An 18,542-nucleotide genomic window follows, 5' to 3' on the forward strand; every position below is an offset into this window, starting at 1 on the left:
TGCGTCGTAGAACAGGGTAACGTGCAATGCCAGATGTGACGCTTACCATTGATGGAGTGCAGGTAACTGTACCTGCTGGTACCAATATTGTTGATGCTGCCCGTCAGGCAGGGATTGCCATCCCGGTCTTTTGTTACCATCCCCGCCTGAAGCCGGTAGGCATGTGTCGTATGTGTCTGGTGCAGGTTGGGACGCCGAAGGTTGATCCGGCTACCCGTCAGCCGGTGGTCGATGCCAATGGCCAGCCGGTGATCGCGATGATGCCAAAGTTGCAGACCGCCTGCACAACACCGGTCAGTCCGGGGATGGTCGTCAAGACCACCACCGAAGAGGTGAAATTTGCCCAGCGTGGCATTCTTGAGTTCCTCCTCACCTCTCACCCGCTCGATTGTCCGGTCTGTGATAAGGGTGGCGAATGCCCGTTGCAGAATCTGACGATGGGCTGGGGTCCGGCCGTCTCGCGCTTCGACTACAACGATAAAGTGCATTTCGAGAAGCCGGTCAAGCTGGGCGATCTCATCTATCTCGACCGTGAACGCTGTATTCTCTGCGGTCGTTGTGTGCGTTTCCAGGATGAAATTGCCGACGATCCGGTGCTTGGCTTCGATAACCGTGGCCGCAACTGGATGATTATCTCGAAGTCGGATCCGCCGTTCAATAGTAAGTTTTCCGGTAATACGACCGATATTTGTCCGGTCGGCGCTCTGACCAGCAGCGATTTCCGGTTTAAAGCTCGCGTGTGGGAATTGCAAAGCAAGCCGGTGGTCTGTACGCTGTGCCCGGTTGGTTGTAACCTGAGCCTTGATATGCGTCACGACCGGCTGATGCGGGTGATGCCGCGCGAAAATGTGGCGGTAAACGATATCTGGATCTGTGATAAGGGTCGTTACGGTCATCGCTTTATTGAGTCGCCTGATCGGCTTACCACACCGCTGGTGCGCCGCAATGGTACGCTGGTGCCGGTAAGCTGGGACGAAGCGCTTGAGTTTGTGGCCGATCAGTTGACAATCATTCGAGCGCGTCACGGTGGGCAGGCGCTGGCTGGTCTGGCCGGGCCACAGCTTAGCAACGAAGATTTGTATCTCTTCCAAAAACTGCTCCGTGAGCTGGGAAGCGAGAATATTGATACCGGCATTGGTGGGCCGACTGCCCTGCCGCCTGATGAGATTGGTGGCTGGCTTGCTCCTGGTCCGGCAACCGATCTGAGTCAGTTGGGTGCCGGAACGATGGTGCTGGTAGTTGGTGCTGATCCCGAAGAAGAAGCACCACTCTATATGCTTCGCCTGCGGGGAATTGCCCAACGCGGTGGTAAGCTGGTCGTGGCCGGTCTGCGACCAACGAAACTTGAGCGCTCGGCGAGCCGGGTGGTGCGCTACGCGCCAGAGGGAGAACTGGCCTTCGCTCAGGGGTTGCTCAAGGCTGCGCTTGCCCAGGGGGCGCACTCACCGCTGCTCGAACGCTTACCGGGTTGGGATAAGGTGCGTTCAATGCTGGATCGAGTTTCGCTTGGCGATCTGGCAGCAGCCTGCAATCTGACCGGCGATGAGTTGACGCAGTTGGCTAAAGATTTTCTGTCCGCTGGCCAGAGCCTGATTGTCTACGGATGGGAAGCGCGTAGTGCTGGCTCGGCTCTCACCGAAATGCTGGCTGCGCTGATGCTGCTGAGCGGGCGTGCCGGCACGGCCAATAACGGCATCATCGCCCTGCTGCCGGGTGGTAACAGCCGTGGTGCCATCGAGATGGGTGTCCGCCCTGATGCCGGTCCCGGCTACACTCCGCGTAAACAGCGTGGCCTTGATGCCACCGGTATCTGGAACGCAGCTCAAGAGGGGAAGGTACGGGCAATCTGGCTGGCCGGGGTCGATCCGGCAGCGAAGCTACCTGCGGCGCGGGCAGCGCTCGAAGCGGCTGAATTTGTGGTTGTGCAAGACCTGTTCCTGACGGCCAGTGCTGAATTTGCCGATGTTGTCTTGCCGGCAGCCAGCGTGGCTGAACGGGAAGGAACCTATACCAATGCCGAACGGCGAGTACAACGTTCGCGGCAGGCCTGTGCACCGGTTGGTGAAGCTCGACCTGACTGGCAGATCGTCGCTGCCGTGGCGCAGGCACTGGCGATGGTACCGATTGGTGGCGGGCGAAATGGACCGATTCCGGTTACAACCGAGTCCTGGTCATATATCGTAGCCGCTGATGTCGCTGCTGAAATTGCCGCTCAGGTGCCCGGTTATACCGGTGTTACCCATGCTGCGTTGGCTGCGACCGGTACCGGTGGTACCTGGGGTCGCCAGTTCGACGATGCCTTCTACTATGATGGGACGAGCTACACCAATACCGAGGGTGTTGGTCTGGTATTGCCTGCACTGGTAGGGAAAGGACAACTCCATCTGACATTCACCGGTGCCGTGACACGCTTTGCCGATGATCGGCCATTACTGCTGCTCGAACAGGTACTGGCCTATGACGGTGATCGCCATCTCCGTGGCTCGAAGCTACAGAGTTTGATTCCGCCCGGCTATGCTGCGATCAGCAGCGTGGATGCCGCAAAGCTGAATATTCACAGCGGTGATCGGGTACGTCTGATTTCGGCAGCGGGTGAACTGGTGATACCGGCGCGGGTATTGGCAGACTTGCCGGCAGGTATCGTTCTGTTGCCGGCTGGTCTGGCCGACGTCATGGCTGCTGACATTGAGACCGGGCCACGGACACGGGTTAGTCTGGCTAAGGTGGTGATGGAATAACTGCACAGGCGTATCCGCCCGAAACATCCTGTTCGGCGGATACGCACACAGGGAGCGCTTATGGATTGGCTCACCATTCTGATTATCGTTATCCAATGTTTTATTATCACGCTGGCTGTAACCACTGCCTTTGCCTATCTGACACTTTTTGAGCGGCGGATTCTGGCGCGCCTGCAAAATCGTGTTGGACCGAACCGGGCCGGGCCGGCCGGATTTCTGCAACCGGCTGCCGATGCGGTCAAACTCTTCTTCAAAGAGGATATTGTGCCGGCAATGGCCGACAAGCCGGTTTATCTGCTCGCGCCAGCACTGGCGGTTATTCCGGCGCTGATTATCTGGGCTGTCATCCCGTTTGGGTGTCTAAATCTGAACTGGGATTATCAGGCGTGTTACGATCCGGCACGTACCAATCTGTGGAATATCCTGCAAATTACCGATCTGAATATCGGTGTCCTGTATGTGTTGGCCGTGACCAGTATCGGCGTTTACGGCATTACCCTGGCAGGTTGGGCTTCAAACAATAAATATTCAATGCTCGGCGGGATCCGCTCGTCGGCGCAACTTATTTCATACGAACTGGCGTTGGGATGTGCTGTGCTCAGCGTAGTCATGACGTATGGCACCTTCTCGACCCACGAGATCGTCGCTCAACAGCAGGGCTGGTTGTGGGGGATCATTCCGCAGTTGCTCGGCTTTGTACTGTATATGGTTGCGGCTACAGCGGAAGTAGTACGGGCTCCGTTTGATCTGGTTGAAGCAGAGCAAGAGCTAACCGGTGGTTACAACACCGAGTATGGTTCGATGAAGTTTGCGCTCTTCTTCATGGCCGAATATATCAAGTTGATCGCCGTTTCTGCCCTGGCCGTCACCTTCTTCTTTGGCGGCTGGCACTTCCCCGGACTCGACATTCTTGGTCGTGGAGTGACGGCACTGGCCGGGCCGGTGGCGGGCAGCATCGTGTTTGGGATCGTCTCGCTCGGTGCTTTCCTGCTCAAAGTGGTCATCTTCCTGTTCATCTCGGTTTGGATACGTGCGTCCTGGCCGCGCCTGCGTTACGACCGCTTGATGGATTTGGGCTGGAAGTGGCTCCTACCGGTTGGTTTGCTCAATCTGGTCTACACTGCTGTGGTTATTGTGCTGATCCCGGATCGCGTTGTCCATTCGTGGGTACTGTTTGGGTTAGGTGCATTGACAATTGCCATCGCCATTGGCTTCAATCGGACACCCAAGCCGGTTGATAATGTTACACTAGTCAACGACATTCAGATACCACAGGGGAATTGATCACAGCAATCGAATGAGCCTGCTATGCTGTAGTACCGTTTGCCGGCAGCGATAGACAGGCACGATGGCTGCAAAGCAATCTCACAATAGCAACTGTTCGTTCCCGGTATCATCCTTGTGGCGATAAGGGTACGTTGCTTGCATTGACGCGAAACCGTTACGGCAGTCGAACAGGTTTGCCTGCTGAAAGGGAATGGCTCATGATCAAAGAACTGGTCAAAGGTTTAGGAACGACGCTGCGCTACATGTTCAAGCGGCCGGTGACGGTACAATACCCGGAAGTAAAACGCCCGGTACGCGAGCGCTTTCGCGGCCGTCACGAACTGAAGCGCTTCGCCAACGGTCAGGAGCGTTGTATTGGATGTGCGCTCTGCGCCGCAGCTTGCCCGGCTGACGCAATTCTGGTGATACCGGCGGAAAACGATCCGCAGAATCCGCGTTCACCCGGTGAGCGATATGCGGCCGTCTACGAGATCAATATGTTGCGCTGTATCTTCTGTGGCTACTGCGAGGATGCCTGCCCGACCAATGCCATTGTGTTGGAGCATCAATACGAGTTGAGCTTCTACGACCGTCGGGCTGCCATCTATACAAAAGAGATGCTGCTGGTGCCACCAGATAAGGGACACGGCGATCCACCACCGATTCTGGCTCAACTCAATCGCCAGCCAAGTCCACCGGCAAAGATTGATCTGTAAATGCTGGTCGATACGGTTCTGATACTGTTCGACGCCTACGGGCAAGCGGAGCGTAGCGTATGGAATTGATCCTGTTTTTGATAACCGCGCTGATCGCCATTATTGGTGCAGTTGCGATGCTGGTCTCACGCAACGCGGTACATAGCGCATTGTTCTTACTGTTAAACTTTGCAGCAATTGCCGTACTCTTTTTGTTATTAAACGCACCGTTTCTTTTTGCTATTCAGCTCACCGTCTATGCCGGCGCGATTATGGTGTTGTTCCTCTTCGTCGTGATGCTGTTAGGCGCTGAAAAAGTTGAAGATACACCTGATCAGATTCCCTGGCAGCAGCCGTTGGCATTGTTATTGGGTCTGGCTCTCCTGGTTATCTCGGTGGTGGTGGGCTTAGGCGGTGCGACAAACCCGCCGCCGGAGAGTGAAGCTCTGGCGCAGTTCAGTGATCCGCAGACGCTCGGCGCACTGCTGTTCACCGACTACCTGCTTCCGTTTGAGGTGACCGGCTTCATTTTGCTGATTGCCGTGATTGGTGTGGTGGTATTGAATCAGCGCGGGAGGAAGATCTGATGGTACCCACCTCGTATTACGTGTTGCTTAGCGCGATCTTATTTACGATTGGTGTGTTGGGTGTACTCCTGCGGCGCAATGCGATTGTCGTTTTTATGGCCGTTGAATTAATGCTGAACGCTGCCAATCTGGCCTTAGTGGCGTTTGCCCGCGAACGGTTAGGCGTGGAAGCACAGGTGATCGTCTTCTTTGTGATCACAGTTGCTGCTGCTGAGGTGGCGGTTGGTCTGGCGTTGCTGGTATCCATCTTCCGCACCAAACGCACGGCAGACGTGGATGAAGTCAGTACATTGAAGGGCTAGCCAACCATGGAACTGTTGATCTGGCTTATTCCGCTGTTACCATTTATTGGTTTTCTGCTCAATGTCTTTGTTATTCGTCAGGAACGACAGGCCGGACTGGTAGCGAGTGGCATGGTGGCGGCAGCCTTCGTGATCACGTTGATCGCGGTGGGATTTCTGGCCGGTATGCCACCAGAAGAGCGCCGGATTGTCAGCACTGCCTGGGAGTGGATCAATACCGGCAGCTTTCGGGTGCCGTTTGCAATCATGTTTGATCCGCTGACGGCGGTGATGGCGTTGCTGATTACCGGTGTCGGAGCGCTCATTCATGTTTATTCAATCGGCTATATGCATGGTGATCCGCGGGTGGTGCGCTATTTTGCGTACCTCAATCTGTTTGTCACCATGATGCTTTTCCTGGTGATGGCGAACAACCTCCTGCTGCTCTTCCTCGGTTGGGAGGGAGTCGGTCTCTGTTCGTTCCTCTTGATCGGGTTCTGGTTCGAGCGCAAGACGTCCGGTGAGGCAGCGGTGAAGGCATTTGTCGTTAACCGCATTGGCGATGCTGCCTTCATTCTGGCGATGCTGGCAATCTTTACATACTTCGGCACACTCAACTTCTACAGTGACGAAGGTGGGGGGCTGGGTTTTCTCGAACGGGTTGGCGACATTGCCGGTTTGCGGATTGGCCCCGACTGGCAACCGATCTTTGTCAGTACGGCCATCTCATTCCTGCTCCTGATCGGCGCGACCGGTAAGAGTGCGCAGTTTCCCCTCTTTGTCTGGTTGCCTGATGCGATGGCTGGCCCAACGCCGGTATCGGCCCTGATCCACGCTGCCACTATGGTGACCGGCGGTGTCTATCTAATGGCGCGTACCGAGCCACTCTTCGTCGCTTCCTTTACGACGCAAGGTTGGGTGGCCTGGATCGGTGCGCTGACGGCATTGATTGCCGGTACAGCAGCTATGGCGCAGTGGGATATTAAGCGCGTTCTGGCTTACAGCACAGTCTCGCAATTGGGGTTTATGGTGGCTGCCTGCGGCATGGGTGCCTATGTCGCCGCTATTTTTCACCTGTTGACCCACGGCATCTTCAAGGCCCTGCTCTTCCTGGCAGCCGGTTCGGTTATTCACGGCACGCACGACACTCAGGATATGCGACGCATGGGTGGTTTGAAGGATGCCATGCCGACCACCTTCCGCACCTATCTGATTGGTGCGCTGGCGCTGGCCGGTATCTTCCCGTTGGCCGGCTTCTGGAGTAAAGATGAGATTCTGGCCCACGCAGTTGCCCACGGTCATACGCCGATCTTTATCATCCTGTTTATCACCTCGCTGCTCACCGCTTTCTATATGGGGCGTCAGGTTGCGCTCATCTTCTTCGGCAAACAGCGTGATCCCGGCTACCACCCACACGAGAGTCCCCAGGTGATGACGGTGCCCCTGATTGTACTGGCGGTAGGTGCTGTTATCGGTGGGGCAATGAACCTGCCGGTCTTGCACTGGCTCACCGACTGGCTCGAACCGGTGTTGCACGAGGAGGCCGGTGAATTCAATCTCTGGCTGGCGTTGATCGCGACGCTGGGAGCAGTCGGGATGGGCTATCTGGGCTGGTGGATTTACACGACCAATGCAGCCAAAATCAAGATTGGTGGCAAAGACCCGGCGTATCGCTACAGTGGCGATATTTGGGAAGGCATGGAAGAGGCGTGGTACCTCGACCGGCTGTACCAGCGCACAGTGGTTGCCGGTTTTGAGCGATTGGCCGATTTTCTGGCCCGTGTGTTTGATCCCCAGGGTGTTGATGGTCTGGTGATGGGAGTTGGACGCTTCTTTGGTGGCCTGGCCAATGCGATGCGTACCTTCCAAACCGGCTATGTTCGCACCTATGCACTGGTCTTTACGGTTGGTGTGCTGATCGTGCTTGGATTTATGCTCTGGATTGCTCGCTAGGGACGCGGGGCAGGCTGAAGTCGGGGATAGTGTGGAATCCGGTATCGGTGTGATCGCCTGGTGCCGGTACACAATGCAGAGTAACGGTGGGTTGTGAACTGTCGATGAGTCATATCTGATGGGCAGTGATGGTTATCGGCGGCACTGTGTATCCATAGTTGTCGCCGATAGCAGCACTCAGCTAACGCCAGCTCTGCGATATGACTCGATTGAGGGAGGATTATGAATCAGCTAGGCTTTCCACTCCTCTCGCTCATTTTGTGGCTACCGACCGTCGGCGCGTTGGTGCTCTTGTTTGTACCACGCACGAATGACGAGCTGGCCCGCCGGGTATCACTGGTAACAATGATCATCGGTTTCTTGCTCTCGTTGCTGCTGCCGTTGCGCTTCGAGACAAATCCCATGCAGATTGCGGCCGTTGGTGCGCCACCGGTGATGCAATTTGTCGAAGAACTTCCCTGGCTCCCGATTGTTGGCGCGACGTACAGCCTGGGGATTGATGGCATTAGCCTCTGGCTGGTGATGCTGACCACCTTCCTCGGCCCGATTGTAGTGCTCTCGACCTGGGACTCGGTGCATAAAGATGTGCGTAACTTCCAGATTCTGCTGCTCGTTCTCCAGACGGCCATGATCGGCGTCTTTATTGCTCAGGATCTGTTGTTGTTCTACCTCTTCTGGGAGTTTACGCTCATTCCGATGACGTTCCTCATCGGTATCTGGGGAAGCCAGAATCGCATTTATGCCGCACGCAAATTCTTTCTCTACACGTTTGCCGGCTCGGTGCTCATGCTGCTGGCTTTAATCGCATTGCACATTCTCCATCGTGATGCGATTGCGGCAAGCGATCCCAATTTCCGCGGTACATTCAGTTTCAGTCAGTTTGTGAGCGACATGCGGGCCGGTCGGTTTACCCTCGATACCGTTACAGAGCGACTGTTATTTGGTGCTTTCTTCCTGGCCTTTGCGGTAAAAGTGCCGCTCTGGCCATTCCATACCTGGCTACCTGATGCACACGTCGAGGCGCCAACGGCCGGTTCGGTGGTGCTGGCCGGTGTTCTGCTCAAGCTGGGTGGCTACGGTATAATTCGTTACAACCTGACCCTCTTCCCGGCAGCGGCGCAGTGGGCCGCGCCGGCACTGGCGATCCTGGCCGTTATTGGCATTATTTACGGGGCCGCGGTCGCCTTTGCGCAATCGGACATGAAAAGGCTGGTCGCTTACTCTTCGGTCAGTCATATGGGTTTTGTGGTGCTGGGCATCTTTGCACTGAACGCAGAAGGCATAAGCGGCGCAGTATTGCAGATGGTTAACCATGGCCTCAGCACCAGTGCCCTCTTCTTGATGGTTGGTGTGCTCTACGAGCGCCGACACACCCGTGACCTGGCCGAATTTGGTGGATTGTGGAAGGTGATGCCGGTCTATGCAGCGTTTAGCTTGCTGGTTGCGCTTTCATCGGCCGGCTTGCCGGGATTAAACGGTTTTGTTGGCGAATTTACGATTATTACCGGTGCCTTCCGGTCGCCACTGCTGGGATGGGTCTACGTTGCCTTCGCGGTAGGCGGTGTGGTGCTGGCCGCAGCCTATCTGCTCAAACTCTTTCGGTCTGTCTTTATGGGTGAAGTCTCGCAGCCGGCTAATGCCAGCCTGCCTGACCTGAATCGCCGCGAGTTAACGGCCTTTGCTCTGTTGAGTATTCCGATTGTGGTGATCGGAATCTATCCGGCGCTCTTCTTTGCAGGAATGCAGCACAGTGTAGCAGCGCTGGTAGCCGATTTAATGGCGCAGGTGGCCGGGCGATAAGGCTGGCAGGTGTTCATGTCAGTAGCCCAGGCGAGGAGGAGAAAGAATGGATTCATTGACGATCCCGCCGGTGGATCTTACATTGATGGCGCCGCTCTTGATTGTAGTGACGTGGGCGACCGCTTTATTGCTGGTTGATGTGTTTTTTATCCCAACCGGGCGCAAGAAGCTAACCGGCTATCTGGCTATTGCCGGGTTGATTGTCGCGGGTCTGGCAGGATTACCGCTCTGGGGAGTAACGGGCAATACATTCGGGGGAATGCTGCGGCTCGACCCCTTCGCCCTGACACTGACCTGGATCTTTTTGCTGATCGGTATCCTCAGTATCGCGATGTCGCTCGAATACCTGCCGCGCCAGGATATTGAGCAGGGTGAATACTATCCATTGATCATGTTTGCGGTCAGTGGCATGATTCTCCTGGCCCAGGGTACCGATCTGATAGTACTCTTTTTGGGGATCGAGACGCTCTCGATCACGCTCTACATTCTGACCGGTTTTGCCTACCCGCGCCTGACCTCGGAAGAGGCGGCGATGAAGTACCTGGTGCTGGGTGCGTTCGCTGCCGGTTTTTTTGTGTACGGGATTGCCCTGATTTTTGGCGCTACCGGTTCAACTCGCCTGAGCGAGATTGGTGCCTACGCAGCCTCACGAGGGTTGGGTGATCTGAATTTGACCCTGCTCCTGGGTGGAGCAGCAATGGTGCTGATTGCCTTCTCGTTCAAAGTGGCATTGGCGCCGTTTCACATGTGGACACCGGATGTGTATCAGGGTTCACCAACGCCGGTGGCGGCATTTATGAGCGTGGGCACGAAAGGTGGTGCGCTGGCAGCGCTGGTACGTCTGTTGTTCGAGGGCTTACCGACGCTGAACGAATACTGGCTACCGGTACTGGCCGGTCTGACTGCGCTGACGATGGTGGTGGGTAACCTGGGAGCAGTTGCCCAGACCAACGTCAAGCGCATGCTGGCCTACTCCAGCATCGGGCATGCCGGCTACGTCATGCTCGGTGTGATGGTTGCCGGCGAACAGCGCGGACCAGAAGCCTTCATCTTCTACATTCTCGTGTATGCATTGAGTAATTTGGGCGCGTTCGCTGTACTGGTCGCACTTGAGCACCAGGGTGAAGAGGCGTGGCGGCTTGACGATTTTGCCGGTCTCTATCAACGGCAGCCGCTGCTGGCAGTTGCCATGGCCATCTTTATGTTCTCGCTGGCCGGTGTACCACCGACTGCCGGCTTCATGGCAAAATTCTATGCCCTTACCGCAGCCTGGGAAGGTGGCCTGCCCTGGCTGGCTCTGGTCGGTGTCTTGACAAGTGCGATTGCGGCGTTCTTCTATCTGCGGGTCATTATTCGCATGTTCATGACCGAGCCAGAGGGTGAGCCGGCTCCCGAACTCAACCGTGGTCTAACCATTGATATTGTAGTGGCAGCAATTGGCACAATTGCGATTGGTCTCATCCCGGCACCGGTGTTTGCCCTGGTCGAGCAATCAATGGTTGCACTTGGGGGATAACGCAAAGGACAGTGATAGCAGCGAGGGGCAACCGCAGTGGTTGCCCCTCTTTACTTATGTCGTTACTTTACATAAATCAGGTTGCTGCCCTTGTCACCACAGAGACGCGGAGGACACAGAGGATGGGCATAACCTGAGTTGCTACCGTGAAGCGTAACATAGCGCGTCCGTGAAAACCGGCTGCTCCCCAAACCGTTCATGCGGTTACGCCACACAGTGTTACATGCAACATCGTGCTGTTCATCCTGTCAGTCAACCGCCGTGGCCTGCTCACAGCATAGATGGCAACGTGAGTTACTTAGAACTCATTTCATAAAACGCTGTACTGTCATGCTCTAACAACCATCTCCGGTGCCATCATGCGCTGGATTGGTTGCCTTGCTCGCTCATCATGCGCGTGCCGCGAAGTTTGGAGTGCGGCAGCCATGCTGCCGCGCCAACCATGCTCCCGATCTGGCACGTGTCAGGTCGTTGACCCGGCTGGTCACGCGAATGCCAGGTGTGCTCGTCTCGATCATGCATGGAATCGGTCGGCAATGAATGAGATACCTTTATAGTAAATGTTTTGGCTCATGTTCAAAAGTGGTGCAAACGGTCAATCATCGGGGTTTATTGCGGCACAAGGACAAGTATGAGTGTACCCTATTGCACCGAGTTTGAACATGAGCCAATGTTTTTGAAACAGGTTCTACTGTCCCTGCCCCAACAAGAAATTAATCGTATCGATTAAAACCGGTGCCTCTACCGGCTCAGGAACGATGGCAATCGTCCAATCACTGGCGTAAGGTACCGACTGCAACTCATTCATCGGCAAGCCACTGACAATCACAATCGGCACATTTGCGGTTGTTTCATCTGCCCGCAGGCGTTCAATCACCTGTTCTTCGGGTGAGGCCAATGCTGGCATTGCAACAACAAACAGCGCCGGCAGCGCTGCGGGCAGCGTATCTGGGGTACAAATCGTCACGCGGAAGTCGTGCGCCGAGATCAGATCGGCCAACCGGCTAGCGGTCGTATTATCGGACGATACCACTGCAACCTCAACCATGCTCTCCTCCGCATTGTCGTGCGCGCATTGCGTTCATTGTAGCATACCGGCGGGTGATCTGCTACTCTTCACCGCTACCGGGCACGACCACATTAAAGCCGGCATCAACATAATGGATTTCGCCGGTTACGCCGGCTGCGAGCGGTGAGCAGAGATACAGGGCGGCATTTCCTACATCTTCAATCGTGACATTGCGCCGCAGGGGAGCATATTCGGCGAAATGTTTGTGCAGGCTGCGGAAATTGGCAATGCCACTGGCAGCCAGGGTGCGAATCGGGCCGGCGCTGATCGCGTTGACTCTGATCCCACGGGGGCCAAGACCGGCAGCGAGATAGCGCACGCTGGCTTCCAGCGCAGCTTTGGCGACACCCATCACATTGTAGCTGCCGATCACCTGGCGTGCACCGTGGTAGGTTAATGTCAGGACGCTGGCGTCAGGGGCAAAGATCGGTTCGGCGGCCTTGACCAGCGCGATCAGTGAGTATGCGCTGATCTCAAGGGCGATGCGGAATCCTTCGCGGGTTGTGTTCAGGATTGTGCCACTCAGCTCTTCTTTGTTGGCGAAGGCAATAGCGTGGACGAGAAAATCAATCTGTCCGAATGTTTCACGTGCCTGTTCGATCAAGGCGGTAATGTCTTCATCTTTGGACACGTCACAGGGCACGATCAACGGCGAGTTGAGGCTTTCCGCCAGCGGACGGACCCGCCGTTCAAGTGCTTCACCAAGGTACGTGAAACCGATAGTAGCTCCCTCGCGGTGTAGTGCCTGCGCAATCCCCCAGGCAATCGAGCGATCATTGGCTACGCCAAGGATCAGGCCCTTTTTTCCCTCCATCAGGCCCATGGTACATCCTCCATTATTGTGCTGTCTGGCAGCATGCTTTCCTGAGCAAACGTTGCGTTGCCTCACTAGCGCGCCATCTTACCATACTTTGGCGGATAGCACTGTGGCGGGGTGAGGGGAATGGGTGAGATGTTTTGGTTGGCCTGTCCTTCGCCATCCCTCACCCGAAACCCCGGTCACGGTTAGCACCATCTGGCAGGTGCGAGTGTGGCTTTTGCGCCAGGCCGGTTCGGTGCTGTGTGGGTGAGGGTACGATGATCAACCTATCGCCGATACATAGCAGGTAATATCAAATCTGGCAAAAGTCATGACACACCGGCCAGTATGCCCTGACTCTGCACCTGAACGATACACTGCCGGACGCCAGTTGGGGCGACGCATGCGTCGCCCCTACGCCGATGACCACATGCGTGGGGTACACCTCCACACGCACGCCGACACGCCATGCCGTGCCCTGCGCCGATGACAACCCACTAGCGACTCGCCCGTGGCACACCCGCCAACGTTTCAGCAGGAGGATCATACCGGAACAATGCACATTCCCGCTATACCCAGATGCTGCACCGTAGGACGCCAGTAGGGGCATGGCATGCCGTGCCCCTACGCCGACGGCAACTCGTCAGCGACGCGCTGGTGGCATACCTGAACAATGGCTACGTGTGTTGTTGCGTCATCCCTGCCCATAACTGCTATACATTACCCACATGTCGCGTTGCGTTAGGCTGGGCTACAAGTGCTCCTCGTGTCGGTACCCCGTGGCGCAGGCTTCCAGCCTGCGTGGAGGCATCCTCTCCACCGCCGTCAAGTGCTGGCTGTGGCCGTTGGTGTACAGGCACGAATCTGGTGCAACAACACGTCTACGCGCAGGTATCGCATTCACACCTGACCGACTCGATGGTCGTCACGAACACATCCAGCATCCCCGTGACCAGGATGGGGAACGGCGTACCACGCGCCGGATCGTGAGCACGGCTGGCGCGGCAGCATGGCTGCCGCACGCCAAACCCTGCGACACGCACATGATGTGCGCGTAAGGCAACCCATCCAGCACGTGATAGCACGGCGCCCCTACGCCGACGGCAACTCGTCAGCGACTCGCTGGTGGCATACCTGAACAATGGCTACGTGTGTTGTTGCGTCATCCCTGCCCATAACTGCTATACATTACCCACATATCGCGTTGCGTTAGGCTGGGCTACAAGTGCTCCTCGTGTCGGCACCCCGTGGCGCAGGCTTCCAGCCTGCGTGGAGGCATCCTCTCCACCGCCGTCAAGTGCTGGCCGGTGGTTGGTGTACAGGCACGAATCTGGTGCAACAACACGTCTACGCGCAGGTATCGCATTCACACCTGACCGACTCGATGGTCGTCACGAACACATCCAGCATCCCCGTGACCAGGATGGGGAACGCCGTACCACGCGCCGGATCGTGTGTACGGCTGGCGCGGCAGCATGGCTGCCACAATCCAAACCCTGCGACACCCACATGATGCGCACGTAAGGCAACCCATCCAGCACGTGATAGCACGGCTGGAGCTGCGCACTTAATAAAGTTGCAAAAATACGCAGGTGGGTCTAAGGCATTACGCCACATTCGCGCTGCCATCGTGGTCGGGTTGTAACAACTGTCGTGAGGGAAGGAGGTTGACGTCTGGGTTCATTATTTGCGACACCATTCGTCTATCAACGGTACCGATCTTTGCGAATAGCGTACACGCCGCCGGGTTGCAGGGGTGACGCATGCGTCGCCCCTACGCTACCGCAGGGGTTATCAAAGGCATAGGTGCGGAGGGTGTAGAAGCTGGAATGTCACTGCGCAGGCTGGCAGGGTATATCTGCGGTTGATCAATGCCTGCCGTTTGTTATTTCCGCTTTGCCCGTACGAATCTGTTCTAACGTCTGGAGATGACTTCCCGCAAGGCCGGGTACGGGTGGATGCAGCAATGCGCCAGGCCACTCTCGCCATATGACAGGGCTGGCTGTTGTGGCTGCCTGGATTCAAGCGGGATTATTGTGGTGTGGTCCGCAAAACCGATCTGAGACAGTTACCAAAGCGTGAATATGCTCATCGTGCAGGCGTCTCTCGTTCCGCAGTCGATTGACGGTGTGGATTTCTACTGTTGACAGTTCTTCATATACCCTCTCCCAAAATATGGTACGATGACCGTATGACGGCATATCAATTGTGATGTGCCAGATACCCGGTGTGGAGAGGAGTCTATTTGTGAGTGTTGATGCGTTTTTTCGTCGGCTGGTGTGGTTGGGGTTGGTTGCCAGTCTGCTGTTAACCGCCTGTGGTGCGCCATCTGGGCCGACTGTTGCCGGTTCGCCGACGACGGGTAATCCCCAAACGCCGCCGTCGCCGGAAGCTGGAGGTACGAGTGGTACTGTGCCGGCACCCGACGATGCAATTGCCCGAGTCGGTGAGGAGTTTATCTTGCGGCGCGATTTTGACCGGCTCTATTTGCCCGGTGCTGACCCACAGAACCTGATCGACCAAATGATCGATGTCGAGCTGGTTGTGCAGGCAGCCCTGGCCGAAGGGGCAACGGTTGATGAGGCGACTATTGACAGTCAGGTTGAGCAGTTGCGTCTCGCCCAGGCTGGAGGTGATGAAGCGCAATTTCTGACCTTTCTCCAGGATAACAATATCGCTGACGAAGAGGAATTGCGTCGGCTGCTGCGCCGTGATTATCTGATCGAGCAGATGTTGCTCAAGCACACTACGGCTGAGCAGGTGCGCGCCCGTCATATTCTGGTAGCGGCGACTCCGGAGGAGGCCGAGAGCCGGAAGGCAACTGCCGAGGCGATCCTGGCCGAATTGCAGGGTGGCGCTGATTTCGCCGCGTTGGCCCGGGCACGTTCTGATGATCCGGGATCGGCAGCGCAGGGTGGTGATCTGGGATGGGCACCGCGGGGTGTCTACGTGGAACCGTTTGAAGAAGCGGTGTTCAGCATGCAGCCCGGTGAATTGCGCCTCGTGCAAACCGATTTTGGCTGGCATATCATTGAAGTAACCGAAGGCCCGGAAGTGCGCTCGTTTACTGATCGGGCGCTCCTGGAGACCCAGGCCGGTCAGGAGGCATTTAGCGCGACCTTCCTGCCCTGGGTGGCAGAGCTGCGCAGTTCGGCTGAGGCGGCAGGCAAGATTGAGATTCTGGTTGATGTCGCCACGTTGACGCAACAGTAGCTGCTGGGGCTTGACACTGAAGACCTGGGGTATCGCGATGCAGTCATCTCGCGATACCCTTTGTTGTTGTGGGAACTGCTGCGCATTCTCGTTCATCATGATAAGTGAAGACATATCTGCTCCCGATGCAGGATAGCAGAAGAACTCCTGATGGCTGTCTGCTGATCGGGATGGATGATGATAGACACGTTGCGTATTCTGCAGGGTAGAAGGGAGATCGCTCATGCAGCACCGTCTCTGGTTGTTGTGCTTGTTTATCCTGGCCGGATGTGCAGCGGCGACGGTGCCACCTTCGCCAGAGTCATCACCGCTGCCATCCGCGTCACCAACTATTGTTGTAACCACGCCAACCAATAGTCTGCCCACCGCTGTACCAACCCTCACCCCAACGGTAGCGGCTGCCTCGCCGGTTGCGACGGCTGTTCCGCCAACGCCAACGACAATTGCGCAACCGGATGTGGTCGTGCCGGCCTATCCCGCCGAAATCATGTTTCTGCGTAACGGCTCGCTGGTTGCGCTTGACCCGGCGAGTGGTCAGGAGCGAGTTCTGGCAAGCGGGGTGCGTGATTGGGCGGTTGATGCATCTGGTCGGCAGATTGCCATCGCCAATGATCAGGGTATCAGTATTGTGGATCGGGCGAGTGGTGTCGTGCGCAGTGTCGTGAATAACCGCACTGCCTACGGGCTGAGCTGGACATCTGATGGGTTGTCGTTTGCTTATGCGGCAGCATCTGAAGCACCGGTGTTACCGTTTGATTGGGAGCGTTGGAGTCGCTGGTGCGCAGCCGCTACGGTGTACATCGTTGATCTTCCTTCCGCAACCGAGCGCACGATTGGCCCTGGCTGTGATCCTGTCTTTGCCTCGGATGGCCGGCGGCTGGCGTATGCAACGCCGCCAACGATGCAACCTGCCTTCCTTCCCTTCCCCGGTCAGACGAACGCGATTCAGTTGGTGAACCGGGCCGGTGCTAACGCATGGAATCCGGCGACGGCAGACGGATCGCCCGATCAGGGCTATCTCGTCTACGCGCCGGCCTGGTCACCCGATGCACGAGAGTTGGCTTATCAGCGGTTTCTCGGTTATCAGGCTCTGGTTGACATAAATCTGACAATGATTGCCGATAGTAGCGCAGGTGGGGGTGAGCCGGTTCTGGCCGGGGCGGGCTGGCATCGGCCACCGGCATTTGCGCCTGATGGAGAACGGGTAGCAATTATCGAGTACAACTTTAGTGATGCGCGCGGATTCACCGGGTACGACATCTGGAAGCTGTATCTGGTTGAACTGCGTGGTGAGCGCACTGAGTTTTTGCCGGGTGGTGATCTGACGTTGCGCGGTCAGTTGATCGCCCGGATTCCGCGGATTGTCGCCGCAGCCTGGTCGCCTGACGGCAGTTCGCTGGCGGTACTGGCACCGGCAGCCTGGAATCCAACCGCCGATGCCAACAATCCCCTGTATGCGAACGAGGGAATGGGAGAGATCTGGCAGCTCTTGCCCCAGGGTACCCCGCAACGGCGTCTGACGACCGCGGTGGATTATGCCAGTTCGTTGGTATGGGCACCGGCCGATCTGGTGACCGCGCAGACGGCAAGCGGGACGATCCGGTTTCCGGCTGATTGGGAACTGTTGCCGCTGGCGCAGGAATCTGATCTGATGGCGACGGCCAACGGGCGATTTATTGGGCGGCGAACCGTTGCCGATGCCTCGTTGCTGAGTGCGGCGGGTTGGGCGCAGACGGTTGCCGATTGGGTGACGGTGGTTGATGCCGAGTCGCCTTATCAGCTTCCCGATGGGAGTCAGCTTATTGCCTTTAGCGGTCAACGTTCTGATGGCAGCGCGATTGCCGGGGTTGTGCGGCTGACATCCACTGCGATTATTGTCAGCTTCGCACCGCAGGCGGAATGGCCGGACTATCGGGCGAGTGGGATTGCACTGGTCGTAGCAGCACGATAAGTTGGAGTGGGGAGTGGGGAGTGGGGATGGGCGTGCTCCATACTGGTTGTCGCGCACCGCAATTCCGGTCCCCCCTCACCTCACCCCCCTGCCCCCGCTCCTCTCCCTCGTGGGAGAGGAGCGAGGGAGGATGGTGGGCGTGTTCCATACTGGTTGTCGCGCACCGCAATTCCGGCCCCCCTCCCGGCCTCCCCCCGCTGGGGCTATGCATTACCCATACCTCGCATACTGCCTTGCCCGCGTGCCGGAGCGGGTCGGGGGCGTGATGACGGGCGTGATCCCCAGCCGGGAGCTGGGAACGCGCGCCTCCGGCGCGCACGGTGCCGGTACCAGTGCTGGAGGGAGGAGCCAGGCGCAAGCTCCCACCCCTGGCGGCATTCACAAACGGCCAGGACAGATGAACGAACCCAACGTCTACCCTATCAGGAAGCCCTGGCTCACACGTCTGCCCTCCCCTCTCCCGCCCCCGGCGCTAGGCATTACCCATACCTGGTGTCAACCACGTGTGTATCAGCGGGTATGATCGCCATAGGTGCTGTTGTGGGTGACTGGCACGATGGCAGCGCGCCGCGCCAGCCGTGTCGGCACGTGCCGGATGGGTTGCCTTACACACCCATCATGTGCGTGTCGCGCAGTTTGGCGTGCGGCAGCGTGGCTGCCGCACCAGCCGTACT

At 57.1% G+C, this 18,542-nt stretch carries 12 protein-coding genes; 10 read left to right on the top strand and 2 right to left on the bottom strand.

Annotated features, from left to right (window positions below; all coding sequences use genetic code 11):
* Positions 1-26: 26 nt before the first annotated feature.
* The 8 genes from nuoG (at position 27) to CAUR_RS15290 (ending at position 10,836) form a co-directional block, all read left to right on the top strand.
* Positions 27-2,738: an NADH-quinone oxidoreductase subunit NuoG gene (gene nuoG, locus CAUR_RS15255; protein WP_012258754.1), complete on the top strand. Its 2,712-nt coding sequence runs from the start codon at positions 27-29 to the stop codon at positions 2,736-2,738.
* Positions 2,739-2,798: 60 nt separating this feature from the next.
* Positions 2,799-4,022, top strand: a complete 1,224-nt coding sequence (gene nuoH / locus CAUR_RS15260) for an NADH-quinone oxidoreductase subunit NuoH (RefSeq protein ID WP_012258755.1) — start codon at positions 2,799-2,801, stop codon at positions 4,020-4,022.
* Between the two features lie 200 nt (positions 4,023-4,222).
* Positions 4,223-4,720: an NADH-quinone oxidoreductase subunit NuoI gene (gene nuoI, locus CAUR_RS15265; RefSeq protein WP_012258756.1), complete on the top strand. Its 498-nt coding sequence runs from the start codon at positions 4,223-4,225 to the stop codon at positions 4,718-4,720.
* A gap of 59 nt (positions 4,721-4,779) precedes the next feature.
* The gene (locus CAUR_RS15270; RefSeq protein ID WP_012258757.1) at positions 4,780-5,286 is read left to right on the top strand and encodes an NADH-quinone oxidoreductase subunit J family protein; all 507 of its coding nucleotides are present in this window, start codon (positions 4,780-4,782) and stop codon (positions 5,284-5,286) included.
* The gene (gene nuoK / locus CAUR_RS15275) at positions 5,286-5,588 is read left to right on the top strand and encodes an NADH-quinone oxidoreductase subunit NuoK (RefSeq protein WP_012258758.1); all 303 of its coding nucleotides are present in this window, start codon (positions 5,286-5,288) and stop codon (positions 5,586-5,588) included. Before CAUR_RS15270 ends, nuoK begins: the two co-directional genes overlap by 1 nt.
* Positions 5,589-5,594: 6 nt before the next feature.
* Complete coding sequence (nuoL, locus tag CAUR_RS15280; RefSeq protein ID WP_012258759.1) at positions 5,595-7,520, top strand: NADH-quinone oxidoreductase subunit L; 1,926 nt, start codon at positions 5,595-5,597, stop codon at positions 7,518-7,520.
* Positions 7,521-7,742: 222 nt separating this feature from the next.
* The gene (locus CAUR_RS15285) at positions 7,743-9,320 is read left to right on the top strand and encodes a complex I subunit 4 family protein (RefSeq protein WP_012258760.1); all 1,578 of its coding nucleotides are present in this window, start codon (positions 7,743-7,745) and stop codon (positions 9,318-9,320) included.
* Positions 9,321-9,366: 46 nt separating this feature from the next.
* Positions 9,367-10,836, top strand: a complete 1,470-nt coding sequence (locus tag CAUR_RS15290) for an NADH-quinone oxidoreductase subunit N (RefSeq protein WP_012258761.1) — start codon at positions 9,367-9,369, stop codon at positions 10,834-10,836.
* Positions 10,837-11,524: 688 nt separating this feature from the next.
* On the opposite strand, the gene CAUR_RS15295 is transcribed toward CAUR_RS15290, so the two are convergent.
* The gene (locus CAUR_RS15295) at positions 11,525-11,884 is read right to left on the bottom strand and encodes a PleD family two-component system response regulator (protein ID WP_012258762.1); all 360 of its coding nucleotides are present in this window, start codon (positions 11,882-11,884) and stop codon (positions 11,525-11,527) included.
* Positions 11,885-11,945: 61 nt separating this feature from the next.
* Entirely contained in the window at positions 11,946-12,728 is a 783-nt protein-coding gene (locus CAUR_RS15300) for an enoyl-ACP reductase FabI (protein ID WP_012258763.1), read from the bottom strand.
* 2,223 nt (positions 12,729-14,951) lie between these two features.
* On the opposite strand from CAUR_RS15300, the gene CAUR_RS15305 reads away from it, so the two are divergent.
* Positions 14,952-15,917, top strand: coding sequence for a peptidylprolyl isomerase (locus tag CAUR_RS15305; RefSeq protein ID WP_012258764.1), 966 nt, complete (start codon positions 14,952-14,954; stop codon positions 15,915-15,917).
* 223 nt (positions 15,918-16,140) lie between these two features.
* Entirely contained in the window at positions 16,141-17,868 is a 1,728-nt protein-coding gene (locus tag CAUR_RS15310) for a TolB-like translocation protein (RefSeq protein ID WP_012258765.1), read from the top strand.
* The last annotated feature ends 674 nt before the right edge of the window (positions 17,869-18,542 follow it).

Origin of the sequence: Chloroflexus aurantiacus J-10-fl (assembly GCF_000018865.1) — a bacterium.
Lineage (GTDB): Bacteria > Chloroflexota > Chloroflexia > Chloroflexales > Chloroflexaceae > Chloroflexus > Chloroflexus aurantiacus.

Bases quoted from the DNA above. Each gene is read 5' to 3' on its own strand.
- CAUR_RS15300 (WP_012258763.1), bottom strand. From the start codon at position 12,728: ATGGGCCTGATGGAGGGAAAAAAGGGCCTGATCCTTGGCGTAGCCAAT.
- CAUR_RS15295 (WP_012258762.1), bottom strand. From the start codon at position 11,884: ATGGTTGAGGTTGCAGTGGTATCGTCCGATAATACGACCGCTAGCCGG.
- CAUR_RS15270 (WP_012258757.1), top strand. From the start codon at position 4,780: ATGGAATTGATCCTGTTTTTGATAACCGCGCTGATCGCCATTATTGGT.
- CAUR_RS15290 (WP_012258761.1), top strand. From the start codon at position 9,367: ATGGATTCATTGACGATCCCGCCGGTGGATCTTACATTGATGGCGCCG.
- nuoG (WP_012258754.1), top strand. From the start codon at position 27: ATGCCAGATGTGACGCTTACCATTGATGGAGTGCAGGTAACTGTACCT.
- CAUR_RS15310 (WP_012258765.1), top strand. From the start codon at position 16,141: ATGCAGCACCGTCTCTGGTTGTTGTGCTTGTTTATCCTGGCCGGATGT.
- nuoH (WP_012258755.1), top strand. From the start codon at position 2,799: ATGGATTGGCTCACCATTCTGATTATCGTTATCCAATGTTTTATTATC.
- nuoL (WP_012258759.1), top strand. From the start codon at position 5,595: ATGGAACTGTTGATCTGGCTTATTCCGCTGTTACCATTTATTGGTTTT.
- nuoK (WP_012258758.1), top strand. From the start codon at position 5,286: ATGGTACCCACCTCGTATTACGTGTTGCTTAGCGCGATCTTATTTACG.
- nuoI (WP_012258756.1), top strand. From the start codon at position 4,223: ATGATCAAAGAACTGGTCAAAGGTTTAGGAACGACGCTGCGCTACATG.
- CAUR_RS15285 (WP_012258760.1), top strand. From the start codon at position 7,743: ATGAATCAGCTAGGCTTTCCACTCCTCTCGCTCATTTTGTGGCTACCG.